Raw genomic sequence first — 23,345 nt, forward strand, 5'->3', positions numbered from 1 at the left:
AGACCCCCAATTAGAATTTGTACGCCTTCATAGCCTTGCGGATTTCCTTGATGCTAGGACGCTTGCCGTACATCAGCACGCCGGTGCGGTAGATCTTGGCCGCGAGCCAGGCGAAGAAGAGAATCGTGACCACCAGGATAACCAGCGACACGGCGATCTCCCACACCGCTACCTCTCCGATTCCGATGCGCAGCAGCATGCTGAGCGGCGAAGTAAACGGAACGTAGCTGGCGATCTTGACCAGCAGCGTATCAGGTGCGGCTACGCTGAAGGTAGGGATGTAGTAATTCACGAAGCCCAGCATCATTACCGGCATCGTAGCCTGGCCCAGCTCCTCGGTGCGGCTGACGATTGAGCCGACGGCGGCATACATCAGTGCGTAGAGGAAGAAGCCGAGAATGTAAAGGATCAGCCCGTAGACCAGAATCCCGTAATTCATTTGACTCAAATCGAGGTCGAAATCGGCCAGCACCCCGGCGTTGTGCGGCAGCAGCAGGTTGGCGGCAATCGTGGCCACCAGAATGCCGATCTGCATCAGCCCCACCAGGAACACACCGATGACCTTGCCGAACATTTGCGTCAGCGGCGAAGCACTGGTGATGAGAATCTCCATAATGCGCGAGCTTTTCTCCGCCGTCACTTCAGCGGCAATCATATTGCCGGTCAGCATAATCGACATGAAGAAAAGAATCAGCAGCACATACACAATGACGAAGTTGATCGGCGAAGTTTCTTCCGGTGCGGCCCCGTCCGCTCCTCCGGCACTGCCGCTAAGCTGCTCGGTCCCGATGGAGACCGGCGCGAACATGGCGGATACTTCCTCCGGCGTCAGCTTGCCTTCGGCGATCAGCTGGGTGTTCACCTGCTGCAGCGCAGTCTGCAGATACATCTGCACATCCTGGTCCAGTTCCCCGTCCTTACTGTGATAAGTCACTGGGGGAACGCCCCCGCCGGCTGCAGTGCCGAAGGTAAGGTATCCTTCGATATCGCCTTCATCCAGACCCTTTACAAGTGCAGCATCCTCTGGTGAAGCATAAGACTCCAAAGCCACCTTGCTATCCGAACCCTCCGGGGCCGTATAATCCAGCAGCAACGCCGCCGCCGGGATTCCGGAATCGGCGACAACCCCGATACGCGCAGCTTCCGCCGCTTCATCCTCGCCGTTGAATTTGTCAATAAAGTAAGGGATGTTCATCCCTATGGTTATCAGCAATACGATAATCAGCGTAGTAATGGTAAAGGACTTGGTTCTGGCTTTATTCTTAAACGTAAATCCGATAATCGTTCCCAGCTTATTCATTGGATTCACCCACCGCTCTGATAAAGATTTGGTTTAGCGTCGGTTCTTTAATCTCGAAGTGCTCCACTTCGCTCTGTCCGAGGGCATGCTGCAGAATCCGCTGCGCAGCGGCAAGCTCGCCGATGGACAATACATATCCCCGTTCCGTCAGCTGTACGCCGCGTACGCCCGGAATCTGGGCAAGGCCGGACACGTCGCCGGCGGTGCGCAGCAGCACCTCTTCGCGCGGGTAACCCTTCTTGATCTCGCGGATGTCGCCCTGAACCACTGTGTTCGAACGGTGCAGAATCGTAATATTGCGGCATAATTCCTCGACATGCTCCATCCGGTGGGTGGAGAACAGAATGCTGGTGCCCTGGTCGCGCAGCTCCTTGACCGTATCCTTCAGCAGCTCTACATTGACCGGGTCAAGTCCGCTGAAGGCTTCATCCAATATCAGGAATTGCGGTTTGTGGATGACTGCGGCAACAAAGCCCATCTTCTGCTGGTTCCCTTTGGACAGCTCTTCGATCCGTTTATTGTAATATTCCGGCACCTCAAAGCGGTCCAGCCAGTAGCGCAGGCTCTTGTCTGCATCGGCAGTGGTCATGCCCCGGAGTTTCCCCAAATAGATAATCTGCTCGCTGACCTTCACCTTCGGATACAGCCCGCGTTCTTCAGGAAGATAACCCATCAGATGCTGAAGCTCGTTGCTGTAAGGCTTGCCGTTATAGAGGATGTTGCCCCCGTCCGGATAAATCAGGCCCAGCACCATGCGCATCGTCGTCGTCTTGCCGGCGCCGTTCGCGCCCAGGAGCCCGTAAATCTCACCCGGCTCCACCTTCAGGTTGATCTCGTTTACTGCCGTCTTGTCCCCGTACTGCTTCACTACCTTATCCAGCTTCAAAGCTTCCATCGTTAGTCCCCTCTCTCCCTAGTCAATCCGTATCCGGACGGTACCCTTCCATCCATAAGCTTAAGATTTCCTCCAGCTCCAGGCTGCGGCTCTTGATTACCTTTACGCCCATATCCCGGATGCGTTTCTCGTTCTGGTGAAAATGCCGGGCCAGGAACGAACCCACTCCTGGAGTTTCAAGCCTGGGCCTAAGCGTCCCCGGCAGCTCGGCCACAAGTTCCAGCAGCTCTTCCTCGCTCTCCGCCTGGACCCACACCTCGTTCCAGGCCCCGAACAGACTGTCCTTCTCGGTAATTCCCAGCAGCTGTCCCCGGTGCATCAGCACGATATAATCGGCCAGCCGCCGGACCTCCTCAACAATATGCGTGGAGATAAGCACCGTAGCTCCGGTATCGTCCACGAACTGCTGCAGCGTATCAAGCATCGTCCTCCAGGCGAACGGGTCGAGTCCGGAGGACGGCTCATCGAGGAGCAGCAGCTGCGGACGCGCAGCCAGCGCGGCGGCAATCTCGAATTTACGCCGTTCGCCCTTGGACATCTTGCTCAGCCGCGCCTTCTGCGGAATTTCAAACCTCTTCATCAGCTCCTCGAAGAACGGCTGGTCCCAGCCCGGATACCAATACCGGCGGAACGCGGCAGCCTCGGGCGCTGTCCAGTAATTCTCCTCCGCCAGGGAGGTCTCCGGCACATAGGCGATATTCTGCCGGAGCGTCAGCGGCAGCCCCTCCGGATGAGGCTCCTCAAACCAGCGGATTTCTCCTTCCTCCGGATAGGTCAGCTGTATCAGCATGCTCATCAAAGTGCTTTTGCCGGACCCGTTCTGGCCGACCAGCGCGGTGACATAGCCTTGCGGGATTACCAAATTCAGCGGACCAATCACCTTATTTGGCCTTTTCTTGCTTACATTCCGCAGCTCGATTGCTTGCTGTGCCATCTGTGCTCCCCCTTCACTTCGCTTCGCCGTACTTGTCCTTCACAAGCCTTCTGAACATTTCGTTAAGCTCTTCTTCGCCGCACTGGACTGACAAAGCCGTATCTACGGCGTTCTCCAGAGCCTTCTGTACGGCAACCCGCTTATATTCCTCCATAGCACCCTCGCCCACATGGGACACAAAGGTGCCCGTGCCCTGCCTCGTCCGCAAGAGCCCTTGCGCCTCCAGATCCTGATAAACCCGCCGCACCGTGATCACGCTGCATTTCAGGTCTCCGGCGAATTCCCGGATGGAGGGCAGCAGCGTCCCTTCGGCGATGACCCCGCTGATAATCAGCGATTTCAGCTGGGTCTCGATCTGGTGATACAGCGGCTCCGCGCTGTTCTCATTGATCTGTATCGGTATCCACATACGATGCACCCCGCCCTCTCATACGAGATCGCGGCTCTTCAGCCGGTGAATCGTCCATTTGGAGAATAGCTGCACCGATACCGTGCCGCCTATGAGCGTGCCCCACATCAGGGGTGAAGCCAGTCCCCAATCCTGCGAGCATTTCACTGTATATAGCAGCAGGTTGCCGCCGGCCAGCCAGATCAGCACTGATATACCGCTGGAGCTGATCATCAGCAGCAGGGTGATCACAAAGTACATTTTGCCGCTGACCGAGAATTCGACCATGATATAGATGCCTGCAACGATTAGTCCATAACCGATCCAGGTCAGGGCGAAGGCTGCGTAAGCCGCAAGCTTCAATTCGCCGCGCATGTGCGGGCTAAGCGCGTAGATGAAGCCGAAGAACAGCACCCCGTTAAGGGCAAAAGCGAGGATGGCATCCAGCTTGCGCTTGCACAGCAGCACGACGGCCGGAATCGGCAGCCCCCGCATATAGGCGAGCATCCGCGTATAGGTATCATCGCTTAAGTATTTCATTTTCCGTTTCGAGAAGGTAAATCCCAGCATCGGAACCATGCCCAGCAGCATGAAATCACCTAACACTTCCCTGGCCTGGCCTGCGACTATATCGTCCACGATCACACCGGTCAAGGCTCCGATATAGAGCATGAACAATGCCGTGAAGATCAGCATAAAAAGCGTATTCCACAGGCCAACCCGATGGTCTCCGCGGAGAATGAACCATGCCTGCTTGAGTGTCGTCATCTATTTAACCTCACTTTGCTTCATTCGGGTTCAGTAAGAGTCATTGTATATGAAAAACTTCAAGTGTTCATATACCTGTGCTTACTGTGTATATCTTTATACACAGTATATGACCTGTATTTTCCAATGTCAATATCCCGTTCAGAAAAAATTGTAAAAGCACCGGTGCATTCTACCCGCACAAAAAAACCTGTGCCCCGCCACCGGAAGGTGAGAAGGACACAGGCCTACGCCTGATGCATAAACTTTGCGCTTTGAATGTTAGCCGCCCATAATGACTTGCCAGACCGGCTTGGTATGCCCGCCCGGATAAAAAATATAGAGCAGCACGTATACCGCTACCCCTGTAACTGCAGTTACGAACCACATCATCGCGGTCACGCGCCCCCACTTTCTGTGCTTCGCATATTTCTCTTTGAAGCCCAGCACCAGCGTCGTGATGCCGAATACGGCAGCCACTGTAGCCAGCACAATATGGAAGATCAGAAAGATATGATAGAGCGCCGATAAATGATCCGGTCCGCCCCAGGAGGTGTTGCCGACAAATACGGTTCTGGACATGTACACGATAAAAAACAGGATGGCGGCCACTGCGGCAGCGATCATTGTCTTCTTGTGCGCCTCGCGCTTGCCCTTGATAATCTGTCTCCAGCCAATTGCGACCAGCACGGCACTGATGACAATAAACGATGTGCTGATGGTCGGAAATATTGTAAAGATATCCATGCTTCTCCCCCTCGGCGATCGCCAATCTAGTGTACACAAATTTGTCTGTGCATTATTTCACATCAATAATACCACAAAGGGCAGTAAAAAGGCCAAGCATGTGTGTCAGCCTCTTTTGGCATAGCTACTCTCTACTGCTCAGAGTAAACACAAAAAAACCGTTACCTATATGACGGCGGACCCGTCAGGCACGGTTTATGAGAATCCTCATGGATAATATCTTATTCAAGTTTCAGCAGAGTCCGATACAGCGGCGCTGTTCTCTGTCCTTCAGGAGACGGAAGAGTTGATTCTTCCCAGCTCATGCTCCACGACCATGGTCAGCTCTTCTTCATAGCCTCCCGTGATCCGATACTTCCGGACGTACTCCTTTACAAATTTCTTGGGATCTTTGGGCCGGAAAATACGTGTCATTTCCCGTAGACTTTCCTTGACTTCGTTGTGACCTTTACTTGCCATGATCAGTTCCCTCCCAAAACATTGGTAATGAATGCTCCGTTGTAGAGAATGCATGATGAAAAGTCCGCCGTACCTCGAAATGCAAGTAAGACCGTTTCACAACCTCGGCTTGCATTATCCGCAGAATGAAATCTTCCTGACGGTGAAGCAGGTTCGTCGTGATTTGGGTTGAGAGTAAGACACCCTGGAATTTAAACGGCATCTTGACACTTTAATTACCCGAAGAGCCGCTGGCTGAATCACCCCTTTCGGGCCTTATCGTTATATTGTATCATATTCGGCACCAACTTCCACCTTTCCATGTAAATTCTGTTGGCAACTTTTTTTAAAATAATTCTTTGCCGCTGCGGGAAAAATCCCTGCCTCTGGTTAAAATACCAGTATCGAAAGCGGTTGTGTACAGACCGCGAACGGAAAGGGGATTGCCATGAGCCATCAGCTTTCATTACTTCATTCTCCCCACCAAAAGGTTCCTTATATCGCCGCCGCCCTCCCAATGGATGCCGGTACCTGCGGGCAGCATCTGGAGGAAGCCCATAAGGCTGTCCTCGAATCTTATCCCAAGATGCATAGTATGCTTGTTGTCCGCCACGGGAAACTGATATTTGAACGCTATTACGGCGGATTTCAAGCCGGGATGCTCAATGATCTGCGCTCTGCGACCAAAAGCTTCGTTGCCCTGCTGGCAGGCATCGCTATGGATAACGCAGAGATGCCCGGTATAGAGACGCCGCTCACCGAGGCGCTTGCCCATGAGCTCCCGCGTTTCGCGTCCCCTCTGCTCGGCAGACTTACGCTGCACCATCTGCTGAGCATGACCTCGGGCTTCCGCTGGATTACCGGCAAGAAGCTCGGCGAGCCGCTTGTCCGCAACCTCCAGCGCAGCCGCCGCTTCACCTCCTATATTCTTAATCTGCCTGTCGATGAGAATCAGATCGGCGTGTTCCAGTACCGCAGCTGCGACTCCCATCTGATCTCGGCGATACTGAGCCGCTATACCGGAAGGGATGCCTTCAGTTATGCCAAGACGCATCTGTTCGGTCCGCTGGATATCAGCCATGCCGCCTGGGTGCCCAGTCCTGAGGGCCATAGCATGGGCCACATCGGACTGTATCTGACCTCCCGGGACCTGGCTAAGGTTGGCCTGTGCCTGCTGAACGGCGGCATGTACGGGGAGCGGACCATTATCCGCCCGGGGTGGCTTGACGAGATGTTCAAGGTCCAGGCTGACGGCTACCCGGCTTTCGGCCAATACGGGTACCAATGCTGGACCGGTGTAATGAGCGGTCAGCCCTACCGGCTGGCCCACGGCCATGGCGGCCAGCAGCTCTGGCTCCTGCCGGACCTTGATGCAGCGGTGGTGTTCACTGCCGAGAGCGCCGTCAGCCGCTACAGGAACCCGCGCCGTCTGGTGGAGCAGCACATTATTCCCGCAATGACCCGCTAACTGCGGTGTCTTGGCGTATGGTGGTCGGGGCAGGTCCCCCACATACTTTTCGCGGACAAATCATAGGCTCATACAAAGGAGAGTGAGCCTATTGTCCTCTTTCAAATCCTCTACCGGGTTACCGGATAACATTGCCGCTGGCCTGTGCTGTTTCTTCCCCTTTATCGGGGGGATCGTATTCCTGGCGCTGGAGAAGCGCAGCCGCTTCGTCCTCTTCCATGCGCTGCAGTCGCTGATCGTCTACGGGGCGCTCATGGTTGCCCATATGCTGAGCGGCTTAATCCCGCTTATCGGTCCGATGATCGCAGCGCTTCTGTCGCTGTGCACGCTGGCCGTCTGGCTGCTCATGATCTACCACGCCCTGGGCGGAAGATGGTATAGGCTGCCGTGGGCGGGAGAGCTGGCAGAGAGACAGCTGCGGCAGTTATAGGCAAGTTCCTCCGCCGGAAACTATCTTTATACTTAAGATTCCCTTTTGCCTGCCTGCTCCTTACAATGGGGGTAGGACTTACAGGAATCTGCAGGCTGGAGGAACATGCATGTATTTATTGATCATAAATCCCCGCGCCGGCGGGGGAGCCGGTGCAAGGACCCGGCAAGCCGTGGAAGAGACGCTCCGCTTGCGCGGCATCCCCTTCGAGACGCTGCTGACGCACAGCGCTGACAGCGCCGAGGGCCAGGTGCTGCTCGCGCTCGCACGCCGCGACGACTGGCAGGCCGCCCTTGTCATCGGCGGCGACGGCACCCTCCACAGCGTGCTGGGCGCGCTGCGGCGGCGCGGCGTGCCGCTCGGCGTTATCCCCGCCGGCTCCGGCAACGACACGGCCCGCGGCTTCGGCATCCCGCTGGACACCGCAGCGGCGCTGGAGGCCGCGCTGCAGGACCGCTGCCTTGAAGCAGACCTGCTCGCTGGCCCAGGCGGGCTGACGCTTACCGCCGTCGCCAGCGGCTTTGACGCACAGGTGGCCGTCAATGTGAATAACGGCCCCTACAAGCGGCTCTGCAACGCTATCGGCGCCGGACGGCTCGCCTACATTATCGGCATCCTGCATACGCTCGCCACCTTCAAGCCCTGCCGCGTCTCCGTGACCTGCGACGGCCAGGAGCACAGCTTCGACCAGGCCTGGCTGGTCTCGGTCTGCAACCTGCCCAGCTACGGCGGCGGGCTCCTGATCTGCCCGCAGGCGGAGTCCGGCGACGGCCGGCTCGACGTCTGCGTCGTGCACGGGTGCAGCCGCCTGCAGGTGCTGCGGCTGTTCCCGACGCTGCTGAAGGGCAGCCACGTGAAGCTGCCCTTCGTGACCATGCTGCGCGGACACAGCGCAGCGGTCAGGTTCAGCGAGCCGCGCCATGCCATCGGCGACGGCGAGGCCCTGGGCACCGCAGCCTTCGCGGTGCGGTGCGAGCCTGCGGCGCTGCGCGTGCGCTCGCCGCTGGCCGCGGAGCGGCCCGTGGGCGTGGCGGGCTCCTGCCACGCCAGCGGGTAGCGGCGGCGCGGCGGTACGCCGCTGCGCCTCGCGGGGGCCGCGCTCGGGGCGGCACGCCGCTGCGCCTCGCGGGGCCGCGCACGGGGCGGCACAGTGCCTGCGGCATGCGGCACATGCCAGGCAGGCACTGCCCGGTTACCGCGCCAGCAGCAGCGGGCAGGATCGCCCCTGTTGCCGCTGCATGTACCCGGCAGTGGCATACACGGATTGCACTGCGCAGCCTCCGTCTACATAAAGAGCAGGCCCCCGTCTATACGGAGGCCTGCTCTTTATGTAGGCTATTTTCAATGATCCAGCCAACTTCCGTTAGCCGGTACGCCGTTGTCTCATCGGGCAGACAATAACGCTGTCACACTCTGACTAAAGCCGGCCCTGCCCGTAACGGTCCGTTAGCTTAAGGCGCATTAGCGCTAAGCTTCCTCTACAAAAGATACCGCCCCGTTCTCCAGCGCAGCAATCCGCACCAGCGATTCCACGCGGTAGCCGGCCTCCTTCAGGCGGCTGGCGCCGGGCTGGAAGGACTTTTCGATCACGATGCCGATTCCCGCCACACTTGCCCCCGCCTGCTCCACAATCCGGGCCAGGCCTAAGGCCGCTTCGCCGTTGGCAAGGAAATCGTCGACGATCAGCACCCGTTCACCGGGGGCGATGAACTTTTTGGCGACCGTAATGTCATTGCTGACCTGCTTCGTGAACGAATACACTTGCTCCACGTAAATATCCTCCGTCAGGGTGAGCGACTTCTGCTTGCGGGCAAAAATCAGCGGGACCTCCAGCTCCAGCGCCGTCATAATTCCCGGAGCGATGCCCGAGGATTCAATCGTCAGCACCTTCGTCACCGCCTCACCGGCAAAACGCCGGGTAAATTCCCGTCCGACCTCGCGCATCAGAAACGGGTCCATCTGGTGATTCAGAAATGAATCGACCTTGAGCACACCCTGTCCGAGAACGATTCCCTCACGTATTACCTTCTGCTTCAGCAGTTCCATCCCGCGCTCCTCCTTCCGCTTACGAATAACTCAGCCCGCTCTATAAGCCGCTTGGCTTCTGCGGCAGCAAATTCGCGACAATCGATTTTAGCTCCTGGTCTTCCTTGCTGCCAGCATTGCCGCTGTTAAAGCCGGTAATGCGGATTTCCGTGAATTTGTCCGGCTTGACCGGTTTAAAAATAAGCTTCTCCCGGTCTTCCAATCGGACGTCGAAATTCATATCCTTGAACATCTGAACCAGCTCCTGCTCTCCCGGACGCTCTCCCTTATCCAAGAACAACAGGCCCCGCAGCGACTTGTTCCCTTCCTGATGCACCACATCAAAATGAACGATACATTCCATGCGTTTCACCTCCCCAGCATGATCTACGTTTGAGTTCGCGGCAGCTGCCCCGCGGGCTGTTCCGCCTCTGCCGGCTGTCCGCTTCCGCGTTCTCCATCCCTGTCCTGCATGACATACTTGCCGACGATCCGGTCATAGCGTTCTCCGTACCGCTGCTTCAGCTCCGTTCCCATGTCTTCCTCCAGCTCGAAGAGTACCATTTCCTGTGTAAAATGGTTGAGCAGCAGCTCCACGAGCACCTCATGCTCGGTAACCACGGCCTGTGCGGAGCCGTCGTCACAGCGCATGCCAAGCATGCACCAGCTGCGGTCAATCACGAACGAGAATTTGCGCCCGTCGCTCAGGCGCGGCCTGCCGGCAAGCGGCGGCCAGGCCGGATACAGCGCAGGCGGCGCATTGTCGCCGCTGAAGGACCACAGGAGCCGGACTCCCCGCAGCTCGGCTTGCTCCAGCTCGCTGCGCAGGAGCGAAGCCTCCTCCCGCCAGACGTCGACAACAATCTCTTCCTTAGCGAGATTAAGCTGGCGGACCAGTTCGCCCAATACATTGCGGTCCCCCTCCAGATTGTAGAAGGAGGGGCTAAGCGGGCCGCCGCGCGGCATCTCGCTCTCCATATAAGCGAGCGAGGCCTGCACCCGGCCCGATATCATCGTTGCCAGCTCCTCGGGAGCCAGCGCGCTGTAACGCGCCGGCTCGCCTTCGCTGCATCTTACATATCCCTGCTGGGTGAGCCGCTGAAGCGCGGCATACACATTCGATCTGGAAATGCCAAGCTGCTTCGCCACTTCATAGCCCGAGGACTGTCCTTTGGCGCCGAGCTCGACCATAATCTTGGCCTCCAGCTCTGTAAATCCCAAGTTGCGCAAATGCTGCAGCAATTGTTCCATCTATGTTGTCCTCCCGGTATGTCTGTACAATGCCGCTAAATTTGCTCCGAGCCGCAGCGGGAGCACCACATGGAGCCTTTCGGCAGATCGTTTCGGCAGATTTGGCATTTGACAGTATCCCGCAAGCCCTCCTCTTGAATGGCGGATGCTTCCTCATCCGGCTCCCCGGCTCTCCAGTCGCGGATGCGCCGGTCCAGCTCAAGCTGCCGTTCCCGTTCCCGCTCCAGCTCATCGGCTTCCCGGCGGCTCCGCGGCCCTTCCGGAGCCTCCTCCCGGTAAGGCTCCGGTGCCAGCTCCTTCTCTGAAGGCTGCGCTTCCGTATATACGGTGCGCGGAGACATCCGCAGAGCCAGCTCTCTTTCTTCTTCCGTCAGCTCCTCGGCCCCGTAGAATTCATCTTCCTCCTCCGGTTCATACACCGGCTGGGCAGTATAGGCTGCGGATTCCTTTTGAGGTGCAGGCTCCTCCAGCTTCCGTCCGCATTTAGGGCAGAAGTTGGCGTCCAGGGACGCAACATGGCCGCATTTGCACAGCCGTTCATTCTTCAGCTCGGCAATCTTGAACCGCAGCGCGTCAATTTCTTCCTGCAGCTTCAGGCAGCTCCGTGACAGCTCCACCATCTGGCCTTCGGCCAGGGAGAGGTCCCGGTTACGGTAACCTTCATAGAACAGCTTGCCCATTTTCAGAAACTGCATATCCATCTCGTGTTCAATGTCGGAGATCTGGCTGTTCAGCTTGCCGACCTCCACCGAGCTTTGCGCCTTTTCACTCACCCGGCTGGCACCGTTTTTAATGCGTTGCAAAAAATCCATCGTAGTAGTCCTCCTTCTCCAGAGTGAGACCGGCATTACGCCGAATATTCGTCAAATTATTCCTACCCGTTTAAAGACTGCTGCGAAAACGTGCTTCTATCATACCAAATGTCTCGCCCAGATTCATTAGCTGCGGAGCGGAAACAGCAAAATCCCTTACGGTCAGCGCAGCGGCCTTGTCCCTGGTTCCGGTTTTGCTTCCGCACCTGAACATAAGTTAAAATAAATATACATGGAACCGCAAGGAGTCACAAATACGAAACCGGGAGAGTCTCAGTGGAAGAACAAGATAGTACACAAGCTGCGCTGAACCAATTGCAGATCCACGTCAAGGATTTGCAGAAGTGGCAGGTGGATGAGGATTTTGCCAAGACGATGGAGAATTTCAAAGCACTGCCGGCGCTTTATCGGCACGCGCTGAATGAGCTTGAGAACAAAATCGACGTCATCAAGACTCAGTGGCAGATCCGCGACGGATTCAGTCCGATTGAGCATGTCAAGACACGGATCAAGGAGCCCAAAAGTATTCTGCAGAAGCTGCAGCGCAAAGGCCATGAGCTTACCCTGGAGAATATGGAGCAGCACATCCACGATATCGCGGGTATGCGGATTGTCTGTGCTTTTGTAAAAGATATTTACCGGCTCGTCGACCATCTATGTGAACGCGAGGATCTGCGCGTGCTGGAGATCAAGGATTACATCGCCCAGCCGAAGCCCAACGGCTACCAGAGCCTGCATATCATTGCGGCCATCCCGCTGGTGCTGCTGGAGGGAACGCGCTGGGTGAAGGTGGAGATTCAGCTGCGGACGCTCGCCATGGATTTCTGGGCCAGCATGGAGCATATTCTTTATTATAAATTCGATAAACGGCTGCCGCCGCATGTCGCCGAGGAACTGAAGGAAGCGGCACGGGCCGCCGATGAGCTCGACCAGCGCATGCTCCGCCTGCGCCATGAGATTCTGGAGCTGTCAGAGCGCGGGGAGTACGCAGAGCCGCAAGGCCAGTGAATAGCAGGCCGGGGAGCGACTGAGTATCGAGGCCGGGGAGCGACTGAGTGTCGAACCCTGGAATGCGGAAAAGATGAGGAGTGATGAGGCTGGGAGTTGTCTGTCGGATGAGTAGTAATGGATTGACAGCGACCTTATTCAATCGATACTTTGAGGGCGCAAGAACCGCAGCTGATCGAATAGCTGCACTTTGTACAACTATCTGCTCTAAAAGAGGCAGTGATTACAACATAGCTGCACTTTGTACAACTAAAAGCAGGAGTTTACTGTGCTGCGGCCTTTTTTGAGCGTTTTAATTGCAGAGAATACATCTATTCTGACAAACCGGCATGTTTCCGCGATAATAGTTGTATCAAATGCAGCTAAGTCTGTTATGCAGGTATGCAGCAATACAACTATGCATCTGAGTTCCATAACGCAGCTGCGCGATTACCGCTCACCGGATGCGGCCCTTTAAAGCCGGCGAAGCCTGAAGAAGTAGCTGTTCCAAAAGCCGTGAAACGGCTGCTTGGGACAGCTACTTCTTTTTAGGAGTGAGTGATGTCTGAAGAAACAGATTTGTAAGCCCAGCTTATTGGACAGTCCTTTTCTTATCACGGCAGCATTTCAGCAGCCCAGCTTTACCGGCTTTACCGGCTTTACCGGCTTTACCGGCTATACCCGCTGCACCTGCCTTCCATACCTGGCTGCAAGGCGGCTGGGGCGCGCCTCTTCTGCGGCTGCATCCCTCTTGAAGCTCACTTCGCAGTACAGGCGCGTCCGCTGCATCGGCAGCTTACCTGCCGCGCCTGCCCGGGCCCTCGGCCGGCTCTGCGGCCGGGGCGGCTTCCGCCGCCCGCCGCTGCGCGGCCTCGGCGACGCGGCGCATAATCAGCGCCAGCCCTTCGCCGGCTCTGGGCGTGCGCGGCAGCAGCGCGCCCCAGTCCTCGGCTGGCTCCGCTACCTGCGGGGCTGCCGGGAACGGCCGCGCGGCGAGCTCATGGAACTGCGCGCCCGGCTGATGCAGTGAGCCCTCCGCAGCCGCCTCCGCCAGCCATTCGCCGGTGGGCACGGCAGAGCCTTTGCGCTCCAGGCGGGCCAGCTCCTGTGCCAGCTGTCCTCCCGCAGCAGCCTTGTCGGGAGCAGCCTCTTCCTGAGTCTCCTCCGCCCACAGCGCAAAGACTCCGTCCAGCAGCTCTTCCTTGCCCATGCCGCGCAGCGCCAGCGCGCGCAGCGGCTCCTGCCGCAGGGCTTCACCGAGCAGCGCGAGCAGCGGCTGCAGCTCTGTCTCCGACGTCTGCGGATTAAAGCCAAGAAGCTCTTCGGCCGTCGGCATCAGCGGCAATCCGTCAGGTACAGCACCCGGTCCGCCGCCCAGCAGTGTGTACAGCTGCCAGGGATGATCCGCGAGCCGGCGGAGCGCCGCCTTCCGTTCTCCGGCGTTCCAGCGCGGAACCCGCAAGGACAATACCGGCCGCTCCGTACCGCCGGAAGCGTCTCCGGTCACGCGGAGCTCTCCTTCTCCCGGCAGCAGCTCCAGCCGCAGCTTTGCCGATTCCATCATTGTGCCATTCCTCCCTGTTCATTCCTGCCGTTTACATCCAGTCCTGGCCCTGCAGCGTAATCAGCTGCTCCAGCTCCTGGTTGGACATTTCGGTCAGCCAGTTCTCACCGGAGCCGACTACCTGCTCCGACAGATTCCTTTTGCGTTCGATCAGCTCATCAATCCGCTCCTCCAGCGTTCCCTGGCAGATCAGCTTGTGGACCTGCACATTCTTGTGCTGGCCGATGCGGAAAGCCCGGTCGGTCGCCTGATTCTCTACCGCCGGATTCCACCAGCGGTCATAATGAATGACATGATTAGCCCGCGTCAGATTGAGGCCCACGCCTCCGGCTTTCAGCGACAGGACGAAGAACGCCGGGCCCTCGCCTTCCTGAAAGGCCCGCACCATCTCATCGCGGTCACGCTTGGCAATGCCGCCGTGCAGGAAGAGCGGCGCCGTGCCGTAGCGCTTGGCCAGCCGGGAAACCAGCAGCTCGCCCATCGCCACATATTGGGTGAAGATGAGCGCAGCCTCTCCGGACTCCGAGATGCTATCCAGCACTTCATACAGCATGTCGAGCTTGCCGGACTGCTCTGCGCGCCCGCTCCTGCTCTCCTCCTTGCGCAGCAGCTGCGGATGGTCGCAGATTTGCTTAAGCTGGGTCAGGGATGACAGCACCAGCCCGCGGCGGGCAAAGCCCGACCGCTCACCTATGGCACCGAGCATCTCGTTGACCACACCCTGATACAAGGCGGCCTGCGTTTCTGTAAGCGGGCAGTAGGCCTTCAGTTCCAGCTTCTCCGGCAGATCCTTGGAGATATCCGGATCGCTCTTCAGGCGGCGCAGGAGAAACGGTGAGACCAGCCGGTGCAGCTCCCGCAGCCGCTCTTCGCTTTCACCGGAGGTATAGCGCTGCCGGAAGGAGTGGTAAGTACCGAGATAGCCCGGATTAAGAAAATGAAAGATGGACCACAGCTCGCCGAGCCGGTTCTCTACCGGCGTGCCGGTCATGGCGATGCGGTGCGGAGCCGAGAGCTTCATTACGCTCTGCGCCTGCTTCGTCCGGTGGTTCTTGATATATTGGGCCTCGTCCAGCACGACGGTAGACCAGCGGACTCCGGCCAGATCTTCACTGTCCCGGCCCGCCAGATGATACGTTGTCAGCACGATCTCATGGCCGGCGGCAAGCGCCCGGAAGCCTTCGCCCCGCACACGCCTGCCACCGTGATGAATATGTACACTGAGCGAAGGCGCGAACCGCTGCAGCTCCCGTTGCCAGTTGCCGAGCAGCGAAGTCGGGCAGAGGATCAATACCGGATCCTGCCTTTCGGAAGGCGGGGCGGTCAGGGCGCGGTCAAGCAGGCAGGCAATCACCTGCACCGTCTTGCCCAGCCCCATATCATCGGCGAGGCATACTCCGAAGCCCAGCCCGCTGAGCGTGGCCAGCCACTGGAAGCCCCGCTCCTGATAAGGCCTCAGAGTCCCTTGCAGCAGGGCAGGGACCGGACGCACCGTCTGGCTGCGCAATACGTCGCCGCGCATCAGTGAAGAGAGCAGTCCGGCCGTCTCCATCCCCGTCACGGACAGGCCCTTCCAGAGCCGCTCCTCCTCGTCCTCGGCGGCCAGGCGCAGCCAGTCGGCGGCCGCCATTTCTCCGCTTTCATTCCGCTTCATGTAGCGCAGCACCTGGCGGATCTCCTTCGGGTCCACCTCAATCCACTCGCCGCGGAAGCGCACGAACGGCACACCGGCATCCACCAGCGCCTGCAGCTCCGCTTCACTGACGGCAGAATCGCCCAGCGAGGCCTCGATGCGGAAGGAGACCAGCATTTCCAGTCCTAATGCCGCTTCCGCACGGCCATCCTGCCCCTCCGAAGGCAGCTGCATTCTGAGCTTCATTCCGGCGCGGCGGCGTCCCTCCCGGCTCCAGCGCGACGGCATCTGCACCGTGATTCCCCGGTCGCGCAGCTGCTGCACGCTGTCTTTCAGGAACGCATACAGCTGCTCCGGTGTAAGCTCCGCACCCGCAGGTGCCGGAACGCACAGCGCCCCGCGGATTTCCGGCGAGACAGCCGCCGCCTGGCCAAGCCAGTCCAGCAGCTGCTGCTGGATATTGCGGTACCGCTTGCCCCAAAGCGTAAATTCCCTTTCAGCGCTGCTCCAGATATGCGCTGCCGGAATCCAGAATTCACCTTCTTCGCGGTTCTCCGCCCAGAAGGTAATCCGCCACTGTGCGTGCGCTGTATCCGGCGGCTCCAGGCGCAGTCCGAGACCCAGACGGCCGCCGGCCTCTTCCTGTCCTTCGGCGTAGGGCACTTCATGGCCCGCCGTAAGCTGCACGGCCTCCAGCAGCTCCGCGACCTCGGCCGGCGTCCCCTGGACCTGGACCTCGCGGCTGCCGGTCAGGAGGCTGTTCCACCATAGCTCGGTCAGGGGCGAAGCCCCCCGCCGGTAGTTCGCTTTACTCGGTTCCAGCTCTCGTTCGACACCTGCAATGACCCGCTTGATCTCCGTGCTCATAACCGCCTGCAGGAAGGAGTGCAGCACATAGGCCCCCGCGTTCGTGCGGCTGGACAGCTCGCCTTCCTCGGCAATATGGGCACCGAGCGCGATTACCGGCATAGCGGAAGCAAGCCCCAGGAAATGCTCCCGGGCCGCCTCCGTGCGGAAAGCGGGCCGCCACACCGCAGCAGCCGCCTGCTCCCCGCCGCGGCGGCGCGGACTGCCGGTACGCTGGGGCTGCGCCCCCGGCACCATACCGCCGGTGGCAAGCAACTCCAGGGCGAATCGGGCAGCGGCCGCCCAGTAGCGCAGCTCGCCGCCGGGCTCGATGCCCTTGGCCCGGCTATCCTGCTCATCCCAGGCCAGCAGCAGCTCAAAGGCTTCCTTCGGACCGAGCGCGAGGCCTTCCAGCGTGCGTCCGGGCAGCCCGCGGCGTCCCGTTCTCCCTTCCGCCGGGACGGAAACCGGATATTTCACTTCCGCCAGACGTAGTAGGGCACCCGCGAACGGGCGCACTCCCCCGCGGAACTCCAGCCGCTTGACCACACGCGTCCACGCGTCGACCTTCGGCTCCGAAGTTTCTCCGGAAAAGCAAAATAAAACGTCCCCAAGCCATATGGCATACAGATGCATAATCATCGGTGATCTCCTGTAACGGATATTTTAGTTCATCCCTTCATCTTATACGAAAAGCCGCAATTTAAAAACATTTCATGCAATTTTTCTGCTCGCTTTCACAAATTCGGCCAAGATGACACGGCTGAACCGGCCGGTATTTCATTGCTGTCGGATTTTACCCGCCCTCATTCTTATCCATCGCCTATCTAAAAAAGAGTGTTCCAAGGCCGCCGGCCATGAAACACTCTCTGGAACTCTTAACCCTCAGCCGTATCCCGGGCCGCCCGGATGAGCAGCTCTCCGCCGGCCGGGTCATCGTCCATTTGCACGATAATCGCACCGGTCCCGCCGTTGCGTGCCCAGCCTGTATGCCCGTCTTGGAGCTCCTCCAGCGTAATTTCAGACAGCCCGTCCACTGCCTCCGCAGCAAAAAACGGATAGCACAGTGCAAAGCGGATCATCTGTCTGCGCGGAACAAAACCCTGTACCTGATAGGACCAGCTGATCCGCAAGGCGCCCGCTTCTCCGGCGGCAGCTACAGCCAGCTGTGAGTATTGTCCGTTTCTGTAAGCGAAGCTGTGGCCGTCATCTTCATATAGCGTATAAGAGGAAGCAAAGCCCTCCTGCGCTTCGGCGCCATAAAGATGGAAGGTTACGGTCTCCTCCAGTTCCTCCAGGGCATACTGCTTCAGTGGGCCTTCGGCTACAAAGCTGCCCGCCTTCACGTACATCGGCATAATATGCAGCGGAGCAGCCGCAAGGATATGGCTCCCTCCCTCATGAACCTCACCGTCCCAGTAATCCAGCCAGCGTCCTTCCGGCAGGTAGACCGAGCGGTGCTCCGTATCCGGACGGTAGACCGGGGCAATCAGTACACCCTCGCCCAGCAGGAACTGGTCGCAGAGGTTGTACACATAAGGGTCCCGCGGATATTCCAGGATCAGCGGCCGCATGATCGGCAGCCCGGTCGTCTCCGCCTCATGGAACAGGTTGTAGAGATGCGGCAGCCAGCGGTAGCGCAGGCTGATGTAATCCCGCAGAATCGTCTCTACCTCTTCCCCGAACGACCACGGCTCCTGGCGGAGCGTGCCGATGGAGGAATGGTTGCGGCAGTAAGGGAAGAATACGCCCATCTGCGTCCAGCGCACCAGCAGCTGTGCGGAGGTATGATGGGCGAACCCGCCGATATCCGGGCCGGAGAAGGCAAGGCCCGAGAGGCCCATGTTAAGCACCATCGGCATCGCCATCGCCATATGCTCCCAGAAGCTGCGGTTGTCGCCGGTCCAGACGGCGGCATAGCGCTGGACGCCCGCATAGCCTGCCCGCGTCAGCACGAAGGGCCGTTCGCCCTGCATATGCTCGGCCAAGCCTTCATACGTCGCCTTCGACATCATCATGCCGTACAGATTGTGGTACTCCTCATGGGTTACCGGGCGGCCGTTGTTGAAGTGCATGACATCGAGGTCCATCGTCTTGCTCTCGTTGAACACCGCCGGCTCATTCATATCGTTCCAGATGCCTTGAATGCCGAGGTCGGTGTAGTACTTGTGCAGGTCGCCCCACCATTCCGCCGCCCGGCTGTCGCTGAAGTCGGGAAAGGCGCTGATGCCCGGCCATACCTCCCCGAAGAAGATATCCCCTTCAAGCCGCCGGCAAAAATGCTTGTTCAGCACCCCTTCCTTGTAGACCTCGTAGTTGGGGTCCTTTTTAACCCCCGGATCGACGATCGGTACGATCCGCACGCCCAGCTCCCCGAGCTCGGCGATCATTTTCTCCGGCTCGGCAAAATTAACAGGATCAAAGGTGAATACACGGTATTCATCCATGTAATGAATATCGAGATAGATGACGTCGCACGGTATTTTCTTCTCACGGAAGGTCCGGGCGAGCTGCAGCACCTCCTGCTGGTTCATGTAGCTGTAACGCGACTGATGGTAACCAAGCGCCCATTTCGGCGGCAGCGGAATCCGGCCGGTCAGGGAGGTATATCTTTTGACCACATCCTTCATTTCGGGCCCGTTAATAAAGTACATGTCATAAGCTCCGGTGGAGCAGCCGATGGAGAACGCCACTCCATGCGAGCGCATATCGAAATCGCTGCGGCCCGTATTGTCCAGAAACAGCCCGTAGCTCAGGTCGTCATGCATGTGGATCAGCAGCGGTATGGACTCATAGAGCGCTTCAATCTCCGGCAAATGCGGCGCGAATACATCCGTATTCCAGTTCGTGTACTTCTCCCCGCGCTTGTCGAGGAAGCTGGACTTCTCCCCCAGCCCGTAGAAGTGGGAGTCCGGCTGCATGTCGTATTCCGCATGGCTGGCACCGCGCGGATTCCAGCTGACTGCATTTTGCTCCATGATCACCTTGCCCTCCAGGTTCTCCACAGTGATCACAAAGTTTGTCTTCATAATGGTCAACCGGATGGCCCCGGTGGTGAAGATCAGCTCATTCTCCGTCTCTTCGGCCGGGAAGAGATGCGGAATACAGCATTCCGGCATCACTGCAGGGCTTGTCGTCAGATCCGGCGCTTTTCCCCGGAACACCTTCATCCGGAACATATCGTCCCCGAGGAAAATAAAGACGATGCCACCGCGCTCCCCATGGCAGATGTAGACATTCTCCGCACGCTCCCAGGACACCAGGCTGCCCGGGGTGGTCCAGGTCTCCTTCATGATCAGTGGTCCGACTTTTTCGGGGCGTATCGCTTCACTGCTTTCCATAATTGTCATTCCCCCTTCCGGCTGCCGCCGAGTTGTTGTAAAAATGCATATAATACATATTTACCCCGACTTTCCGCAGTGCTATCCGCTAATTTGCGATGACCTGCCGGTCATTATTTTTGCAAAACCAGTCTGAATCTCGGATATTGCGGGTATATTATGATAGACCCGGGACTTGCCATACCATCATAGGACTTGCCATATTATCATACAGACAGGAAGTGATCCGTTTGAACCGCACTAATCCTTATAAGTGGTGGAATCTGTTATTCTACCTTGGCGTTATCGCCGTCAATGTGCTTTCGGTAACGCTGCCGCTGGGCGGAAGAACCACCGGAGAGATTTCCGACCGGTATCATACGTATTTCACGCCCGCCGGGTATGCCTTCAGCATCTGGTCGCTGATCTATGTACTTTTGGCCGGATTCGTAATTTACCAATTCCGCACAGTAACCGGCTCCCGCGATTCGGTACGCTCCATCGGCTTCTGGTTTGTGCTCAGCTGTGTGTTTAATATGGGCTGGCTGATTCTTTGGCATTATCTTTATATCGAGCTGTCGCTTGCGCTGATGATTCTGCTGTTGATTTCGTTAATCGTTATTTACCGGAAGACGCGGGCAATTCCAAACCCCACCACCGGAGAGAAATGGCTGCTGCAGCTGCCCTTCAGCATTTACCTCGGCTGGATTTCCGTTGCAACCATCGTCAATGTCAGCATTGTATTGACGAAGAATGATTGGGGCGGGTTCGGTCTCAGCGGAACGACCTGGGCGGTCATCATGCTGATCGTCGGCGCTATTCTGGCCGTTATCGTCAGTTTCCCTCACCGCGACTGCATTTATCCGCTCGTCTTCGTCTGGGCTTTTATTGCCATCGCCTTAGAACAGCATGAGACCGGCAACGTCTTTATCACCGCGCTGGTTACTGCCGGACTGCTGCTGCTCTACAGCATCTGGCTGCTGCTGACGCCGCGGCGCCGGCGTTGATATCAAGAATTCGCGCATACAATTAAAACAGGCTGCCCGCGCCATTTCGTTGGCGGAGCAGCCTGTCTGCTGTATTACCGTATTATTTCTTGCGGGCTACGACTTCGATCTCAACCAGACCATCCTTCGGCAGACGCGCCACCTCTACGGCGCTGCGCGCCGGGTACGGCTCCGTGAAGAACGTGCTGTACACCTCGTTAACAGCCGTGAAGTCATTCATATCCTTCAGGAATACCGTCGTCTTCACCACCTGCTCCAGCGTCGCCCCTGCTTCTTCAAGAATAGCTTTAACATTGCTGAGCGACTGGCGCGCCTGCTCCTGTACGCCTTCGGCCAATTCTCCCGTTTCCGGATTCAGCCCGAGCTGGCCGGATGTATAGACCCAGCTCCCTGTAACAATTGCCTGGCTGTAAGGCCCGATCGCTCCCGGCGCCTTCGTTGTCGCCACCTGCTTTTTACCCACGATATCTCCTCCTGTTGGTACACGGCGGTATCCCTATGTACGCTTGTATTATGACCCATTGTACGTCGCCTTGCCTGCCTCATGCAAATCATACAGCCCGTGCGGCCCGGTGATCAGCGTCCGCCGACCACATGAATGACATCATTCGGGTAAACATGCACCCCGCCTGTATTGGCCAGGGCGATATTGACCATCGCCCGCGCGACCTTGGCACCGGGAATGGCCCGGTACTTGGCCGCTTTGCCGACCATGGCGAAATCCAGCGCTTTCATGACTACCGCTGCCACGCGCTCGCCCAGCCGGAATTCCGTGCGTTCGCCCAGCAGCAGCGACGGGCGGAAGAGATGCAGTCCGTGGAACTGGACCGCAATCAGGCCTTCCTCGGCTTTACCTTTGGTGCGGCTGTAGAAGTTGCGTGATTTGGCGTTCGCGCCCATCGAAGAGACGGCCAGAAATTGCTTGACGCCGCATTCCTTGGCCAGCCTGGCGGCAGCCAGCGGATACTCCAGATCCACACGCTCAAAGGCGGCCTGGGACCCGGCCTGCTTAATCGTCGTCCCCAGACAGCAGAATACGGCCGCAGCCCCCATAAATTCTTCTCTATATTGGTCAATCCGTTCCCAATCCACAAGCACCTGCTTCAGCTTCGGGTGCTCAAGCGGCAGCGGTCGGCGGACCAGCACGCGGACCTCAGTCCAATCCCCCGCCAGCAAATCCCCGGTCACCGCCTTGCCGACCAAGCCAGTAGCCCCCAGCACCACCGCTATTTTTGTCATGATAGCCTCCTTTAAAATTGGCTTTATCCTCCGTTTGTCCCTAATCCTTGAGAATCCGGCGTCCCAGAAGCAGCGCCAGGGCAATCATCAGCGTTCCTACCAGCAGCTGCAGCCCGTACACCTGCGTCCAGTGCGGCCATTCTGCAATCCATTCATAAATTTGACCGCCGAGCACCGGCCCGAAGAAGGCCGCCAGCCCCGTCAGCGCCGCATACATCGCCATATACATCGGCCGTTCCCGCTTCGGAGTATCCCCGATAATGAAATTAAAGGCCAGCTGGTTAAACCCGCCTACGCCGACCCCGAACAGCATATGTGCGGCAAACAGAACCGGCAGCATCGGCAGGATGGACAACAGTCCCCAGAGAAGCGAGGACGCGGCAATAATCGGCAGCGTAAAGAGCAGCAGCCTCTTATTGCTGTACCGGGCGTTCAGGTTGCCCCATACATAGAAGCTCGCCATCATCAGAACGGTCTGCGACACATTGAGCAGCGACAAGGTTTCATATTCCAGATGCAGCAGCTCCAGCATGACATAGGAGTACAGCGGTACCGTAATGTTCTGCAGCAGCAGCCAGGCCGAGAGGAACAGTGTCGATTTCATAAACAGCCGGTCGTGAAGCGGTTTCTTAACCATCGGCAGAAAGCTCGTCTCCTCCGACTTCTCGAACGGGACATCCGGATAGAAGAAGAACGTAACGATATTCAAGAAAGAAAAAATCCAGACCACGATATACAGGATCAGAAATCCCTGTCCACCGGGATACCGGTCCAGTACAACACCTCCGCCATAGATAACAAGACTGCCCAGCGCATTCAGCAGCGTGTTGCGTATCCCGAAGTAACGTCCGCGTACACGGGCCGGCACAAGATCACTGATGACGGAGTTCCATAGCATGCCGCCTGCCGTGTTGGCAATAAATGCGCTGGTATACAGCATGATAAAGGCGATAACCCAGTATTCCTGCGGGAACAGGAACGGGACTAGTCCCGTCGAGACCCAGAGCAGACGCTGCAGGCCGATAAAAGTCACCAGTGCCCATTTACGGCTGGGCAATCTCTGGATCAGATAAGCTACACCGATCTGTGCCACATTGACCAGTGTGGTCAGTGCCAGCACAAAGCCGATTTGCCCGGAGCTTGCGCCTAAATACAGCAGATATCCGGTGAGGAATTGTCCCTGCAGCAGCACCTGAAAGATCGTGGAAGGGATTCCTTCGATGGTGGCGATCTTCAGATTCCTGCGGTGTAACGAGGGCTTGCGGCTGCGCTTGTCGCGCCGGCCCGGCTGCCCTCTTAGCATGATGTTCATGG

General features: G+C 58.0%; 22 protein-coding genes. 5 read left to right on the plus strand and 17 right to left on the minus strand.

The features are described 5' to 3' along the window. Window positions 1–10 precede the first annotated feature (10 nt). The 7 genes from F1379_RS17430 to F1379_RS17460 all read right to left on the minus strand — a co-directional run bounded on the left by F1379_RS17430 (window position 11) and on the right by F1379_RS17460 (window position 5,470). Window positions 11–1,300 (minus strand): ABC transporter permease, encoded by a 1,290-nt coding sequence (locus F1379_RS17430; protein WP_150272105.1) that lies wholly within the window; start codon window positions 1,298–1,300, stop codon window positions 11–13. Then, the gene (locus F1379_RS17435) at window positions 1,293–2,195 is read right to left on the minus strand and encodes an ABC transporter ATP-binding protein (protein ID WP_150272107.1); all 903 of its coding nucleotides are present in this window, start codon (window positions 2,193–2,195) and stop codon (window positions 1,293–1,295) included. Before F1379_RS17435 ends, F1379_RS17430 begins: the two co-directional genes overlap by 8 nt. Window positions 2,196–2,217: 22 nt before the next feature. Then, on the minus strand, window positions 2,218–3,129 hold the full coding sequence (locus F1379_RS17440) for an ABC transporter ATP-binding protein (RefSeq protein ID WP_150272109.1): 912 nt from the start codon (window positions 3,127–3,129) through the stop codon (window positions 2,218–2,220). A 13-nt stretch (window positions 3,130–3,142) separates the two neighbouring features. Continuing rightward, window positions 3,143–3,538, minus strand: coding sequence for a GntR family transcriptional regulator (locus tag F1379_RS17445; RefSeq protein ID WP_150272112.1), 396 nt, complete (start codon window positions 3,536–3,538; stop codon window positions 3,143–3,145). 18 nt (window positions 3,539–3,556) lie between these two features. Then, a complete protein-coding gene (locus F1379_RS17450; protein WP_150272114.1) occupies window positions 3,557–4,285 on the minus strand; it encodes a hypothetical protein in 729 nt (242 codons plus the stop codon). 261 nt (window positions 4,286–4,546) lie between these two features. Further along, window positions 4,547–5,011 carry a DUF420 domain-containing protein gene (locus F1379_RS17455; RefSeq protein WP_150272116.1) on the minus strand — a complete coding sequence of 155 codons (465 nt, stop codon included), beginning with the start codon at window positions 5,009–5,011 and terminating at the stop codon, window positions 4,547–4,549. Window positions 5,012–5,281: 270 nt separating this feature from the next. After that, entirely contained in the window at window positions 5,282–5,470 is a 189-nt protein-coding gene (locus F1379_RS17460) for a hypothetical protein (protein ID WP_038585388.1), read from the minus strand. A 427-nt stretch (window positions 5,471–5,897) separates the two neighbouring features. On the opposite strand from F1379_RS17460, the gene F1379_RS17465 reads away from it, so the two are divergent. The 3 genes from F1379_RS17465 (at window position 5,898) to F1379_RS17475 (ending at window position 8,404) form a co-directional block, all read left to right on the plus strand. Then, a complete protein-coding gene (locus F1379_RS17465; protein ID WP_150272118.1) occupies window positions 5,898–6,917 on the plus strand; it encodes a serine hydrolase domain-containing protein in 1,020 nt (339 codons plus the stop codon). A gap of 91 nt (window positions 6,918–7,008) precedes the next feature. Beyond that, window positions 7,009–7,347 carry a DUF4870 domain-containing protein gene (locus F1379_RS17470; protein ID WP_150272120.1) on the plus strand — a complete coding sequence of 113 codons (339 nt, stop codon included), beginning with the start codon at window positions 7,009–7,011 and terminating at the stop codon, window positions 7,345–7,347. 109 nt (window positions 7,348–7,456) lie between these two features. Continuing rightward, the gene (locus F1379_RS17475; RefSeq protein ID WP_150272122.1) at window positions 7,457–8,404 is read left to right on the plus strand and encodes a diacylglycerol/lipid kinase family protein; all 948 of its coding nucleotides are present in this window, start codon (window positions 7,457–7,459) and stop codon (window positions 8,402–8,404) included. 410 nt (window positions 8,405–8,814) lie between these two features. Here the strand turns inward: F1379_RS17475 and F1379_RS17480 are convergent, their stop codons facing one another. Genes F1379_RS17480 through F1379_RS17495 form a run of 4 tightly spaced genes read right to left on the minus strand, consistent with a single transcriptional unit; the run spans window position 8,815 to window position 11,435 of the window. Beyond that, complete coding sequence (locus F1379_RS17480) at window positions 8,815–9,393, minus strand: xanthine phosphoribosyltransferase (protein WP_150272124.1); 579 nt, start codon at window positions 9,391–9,393, stop codon at window positions 8,815–8,817. Window positions 9,394–9,433: 40 nt separating this feature from the next. Continuing rightward, on the minus strand, window positions 9,434–9,736 hold the full coding sequence (locus tag F1379_RS17485; protein ID WP_150272126.1) for a hypothetical protein: 303 nt from the start codon (window positions 9,734–9,736) through the stop codon (window positions 9,434–9,436). A 23-nt stretch (window positions 9,737–9,759) separates the two neighbouring features. After that, window positions 9,760–10,623: a TrmB family transcriptional regulator gene (locus F1379_RS17490; protein WP_150272128.1), complete on the minus strand. Its 864-nt coding sequence runs from the start codon at window positions 10,621–10,623 to the stop codon at window positions 9,760–9,762. 35 nt (window positions 10,624–10,658) lie between these two features. Then, window positions 10,659–11,435: a zinc ribbon domain-containing protein gene (locus F1379_RS17495; protein WP_150272130.1), complete on the minus strand. Its 777-nt coding sequence runs from the start codon at window positions 11,433–11,435 to the stop codon at window positions 10,659–10,661. A gap of 375 nt (window positions 11,436–11,810) precedes the next feature. Here F1379_RS17495 and F1379_RS17500 point away from each other — a divergent pair, with 375 nt between their 5' ends. Continuing rightward, the gene (locus F1379_RS17500; RefSeq protein WP_420850512.1) at window positions 11,811–12,443 is read left to right on the plus strand and encodes a GTP pyrophosphokinase; all 633 of its coding nucleotides are present in this window, start codon (window positions 11,811–11,813) and stop codon (window positions 12,441–12,443) included. A 775-nt stretch (window positions 12,444–13,218) separates the two neighbouring features. On the opposite strand, the gene F1379_RS17505 is transcribed toward F1379_RS17500, so the two are convergent. From F1379_RS17505 to F1379_RS17515, 3 genes are all read right to left on the minus strand, one after another. Next, window positions 13,219–13,986, minus strand: a complete 768-nt coding sequence (locus F1379_RS17505) for a hypothetical protein (protein WP_150272134.1) — start codon at window positions 13,984–13,986, stop codon at window positions 13,219–13,221. Between the two features lie 31 nt (window positions 13,987–14,017). Next, on the minus strand, window positions 14,018–17,107 hold the full coding sequence (locus F1379_RS17510) for a DEAD/DEAH box helicase (RefSeq protein WP_150272136.1): 3,090 nt from the start codon (window positions 17,105–17,107) through the stop codon (window positions 14,018–14,020). A 236-nt stretch (window positions 17,108–17,343) separates the two neighbouring features. Further along, the gene (locus F1379_RS17515) at window positions 17,344–19,806 is read right to left on the minus strand and encodes a glycoside hydrolase family 31 protein (protein WP_150272138.1); all 2,463 of its coding nucleotides are present in this window, start codon (window positions 19,804–19,806) and stop codon (window positions 17,344–17,346) included. Window positions 19,807–20,036: 230 nt separating this feature from the next. On the opposite strand from F1379_RS17515, the gene F1379_RS17520 reads away from it, so the two are divergent. After that, window positions 20,037–20,792, plus strand: coding sequence for a tryptophan-rich sensory protein (locus F1379_RS17520; protein ID WP_150272141.1), 756 nt, complete (start codon window positions 20,037–20,039; stop codon window positions 20,790–20,792). A gap of 82 nt (window positions 20,793–20,874) precedes the next feature. Here the strand turns inward: F1379_RS17520 and F1379_RS17525 are convergent, their stop codons facing one another. From F1379_RS17525 to F1379_RS17535, 3 genes are all read right to left on the minus strand, one after another. Beyond that, a complete protein-coding gene (locus F1379_RS17525; RefSeq protein WP_150272144.1) occupies window positions 20,875–21,255 on the minus strand; it encodes a RidA family protein in 381 nt (126 codons plus the stop codon). 113 nt (window positions 21,256–21,368) lie between these two features. Continuing rightward, entirely contained in the window at window positions 21,369–22,031 is a 663-nt protein-coding gene (locus tag F1379_RS17530; RefSeq protein WP_150272146.1) for an oxidoreductase, read from the minus strand. Window positions 22,032–22,071: 40 nt separating this feature from the next. After that, the gene (locus F1379_RS17535) at window positions 22,072–23,343 is read right to left on the minus strand and encodes an MFS transporter (protein WP_150272148.1); all 1,272 of its coding nucleotides are present in this window, start codon (window positions 23,341–23,343) and stop codon (window positions 22,072–22,074) included. Between the last annotated feature and the right edge of the window lie 2 nt (window positions 23,344–23,345).

Origin of the sequence: Paenibacillus tepidiphilus (genome assembly GCF_008635795.1) — a bacterium.
Classification (GTDB): Bacteria; Bacillota; Bacilli; order Paenibacillales; family Paenibacillaceae; genus Paenibacillus_AQ; species Paenibacillus_AQ tepidiphilus.

Excerpts from the sequence above, each read along its gene's own strand:
- F1379_RS17430 (WP_150272105.1), bottom strand. The coding sequence starts at position 1,300 with ATGAATAAGCTGGGAACGATTATCGGATTTACGTTTAAGAATAAAGCC.
- F1379_RS17435 (WP_150272107.1), bottom strand. The coding sequence starts at position 2,195 with ATGGAAGCTTTGAAGCTGGATAAGGTAGTGAAGCAGTACGGGGACAAG.
- F1379_RS17440 (WP_150272109.1), bottom strand. The coding sequence starts at position 3,129 with ATGGCACAGCAAGCAATCGAGCTGCGGAATGTAAGCAAGAAAAGGCCA.
- F1379_RS17445 (WP_150272112.1), bottom strand. The coding sequence starts at position 3,538 with ATGTGGATACCGATACAGATCAATGAGAACAGCGCGGAGCCGCTGTAT.
- F1379_RS17450 (WP_150272114.1), bottom strand. The coding sequence starts at position 4,285 with ATGACGACACTCAAGCAGGCATGGTTCATTCTCCGCGGAGACCATCGG.
- F1379_RS17455 (WP_150272116.1), bottom strand. The coding sequence starts at position 5,011 with ATGGATATCTTTACAATATTTCCGACCATCAGCACATCGTTTATTGTC.
- F1379_RS17460 (WP_038585388.1), bottom strand. The coding sequence starts at position 5,470 with ATGGCAAGTAAAGGTCACAACGAAGTCAAGGAAAGTCTACGGGAAATG.
- F1379_RS17465 (WP_150272118.1), top strand. The coding sequence starts at position 5,898 with ATGAGCCATCAGCTTTCATTACTTCATTCTCCCCACCAAAAGGTTCCT.
- F1379_RS17475 (WP_150272122.1), top strand. The coding sequence starts at position 7,457 with ATGTATTTATTGATCATAAATCCCCGCGCCGGCGGGGGAGCCGGTGCA.
- F1379_RS17480 (WP_150272124.1), bottom strand. The coding sequence starts at position 9,393 with ATGGAACTGCTGAAGCAGAAGGTAATACGTGAGGGAATCGTTCTCGGA.
- F1379_RS17485 (WP_150272126.1), bottom strand. The coding sequence starts at position 9,736 with ATGGAATGTATCGTTCATTTTGATGTGGTGCATCAGGAAGGGAACAAG.
- F1379_RS17490 (WP_150272128.1), bottom strand. The coding sequence starts at position 10,623 with ATGGAACAATTGCTGCAGCATTTGCGCAACTTGGGATTTACAGAGCTG.
- F1379_RS17495 (WP_150272130.1), bottom strand. The coding sequence starts at position 11,435 with ATGGATTTTTTGCAACGCATTAAAAACGGTGCCAGCCGGGTGAGTGAA.
- F1379_RS17500 (WP_420850512.1), top strand. The coding sequence starts at position 11,811 with ATGGAGAATTTCAAAGCACTGCCGGCGCTTTATCGGCACGCGCTGAAT.
- F1379_RS17505 (WP_150272134.1), bottom strand. The coding sequence starts at position 13,986 with ATGATGGAATCGGCAAAGCTGCGGCTGGAGCTGCTGCCGGGAGAAGGA.
- F1379_RS17510 (WP_150272136.1), bottom strand. The coding sequence starts at position 17,107 with ATGATTATGCATCTGTATGCCATATGGCTTGGGGACGTTTTATTTTGC.
- F1379_RS17515 (WP_150272138.1), bottom strand. The coding sequence starts at position 19,806 with ATGGAAAGCAGTGAAGCGATACGCCCCGAAAAAGTCGGACCACTGATC.
- F1379_RS17530 (WP_150272146.1), bottom strand. The coding sequence starts at position 22,031 with ATGACAAAAATAGCGGTGGTGCTGGGGGCTACTGGCTTGGTCGGCAAG.
- F1379_RS17535 (WP_150272148.1), bottom strand. The coding sequence starts at position 23,343 with ATGAACATCATGCTAAGAGGGCAGCCGGGCCGGCGCGACAAGCGCAGC.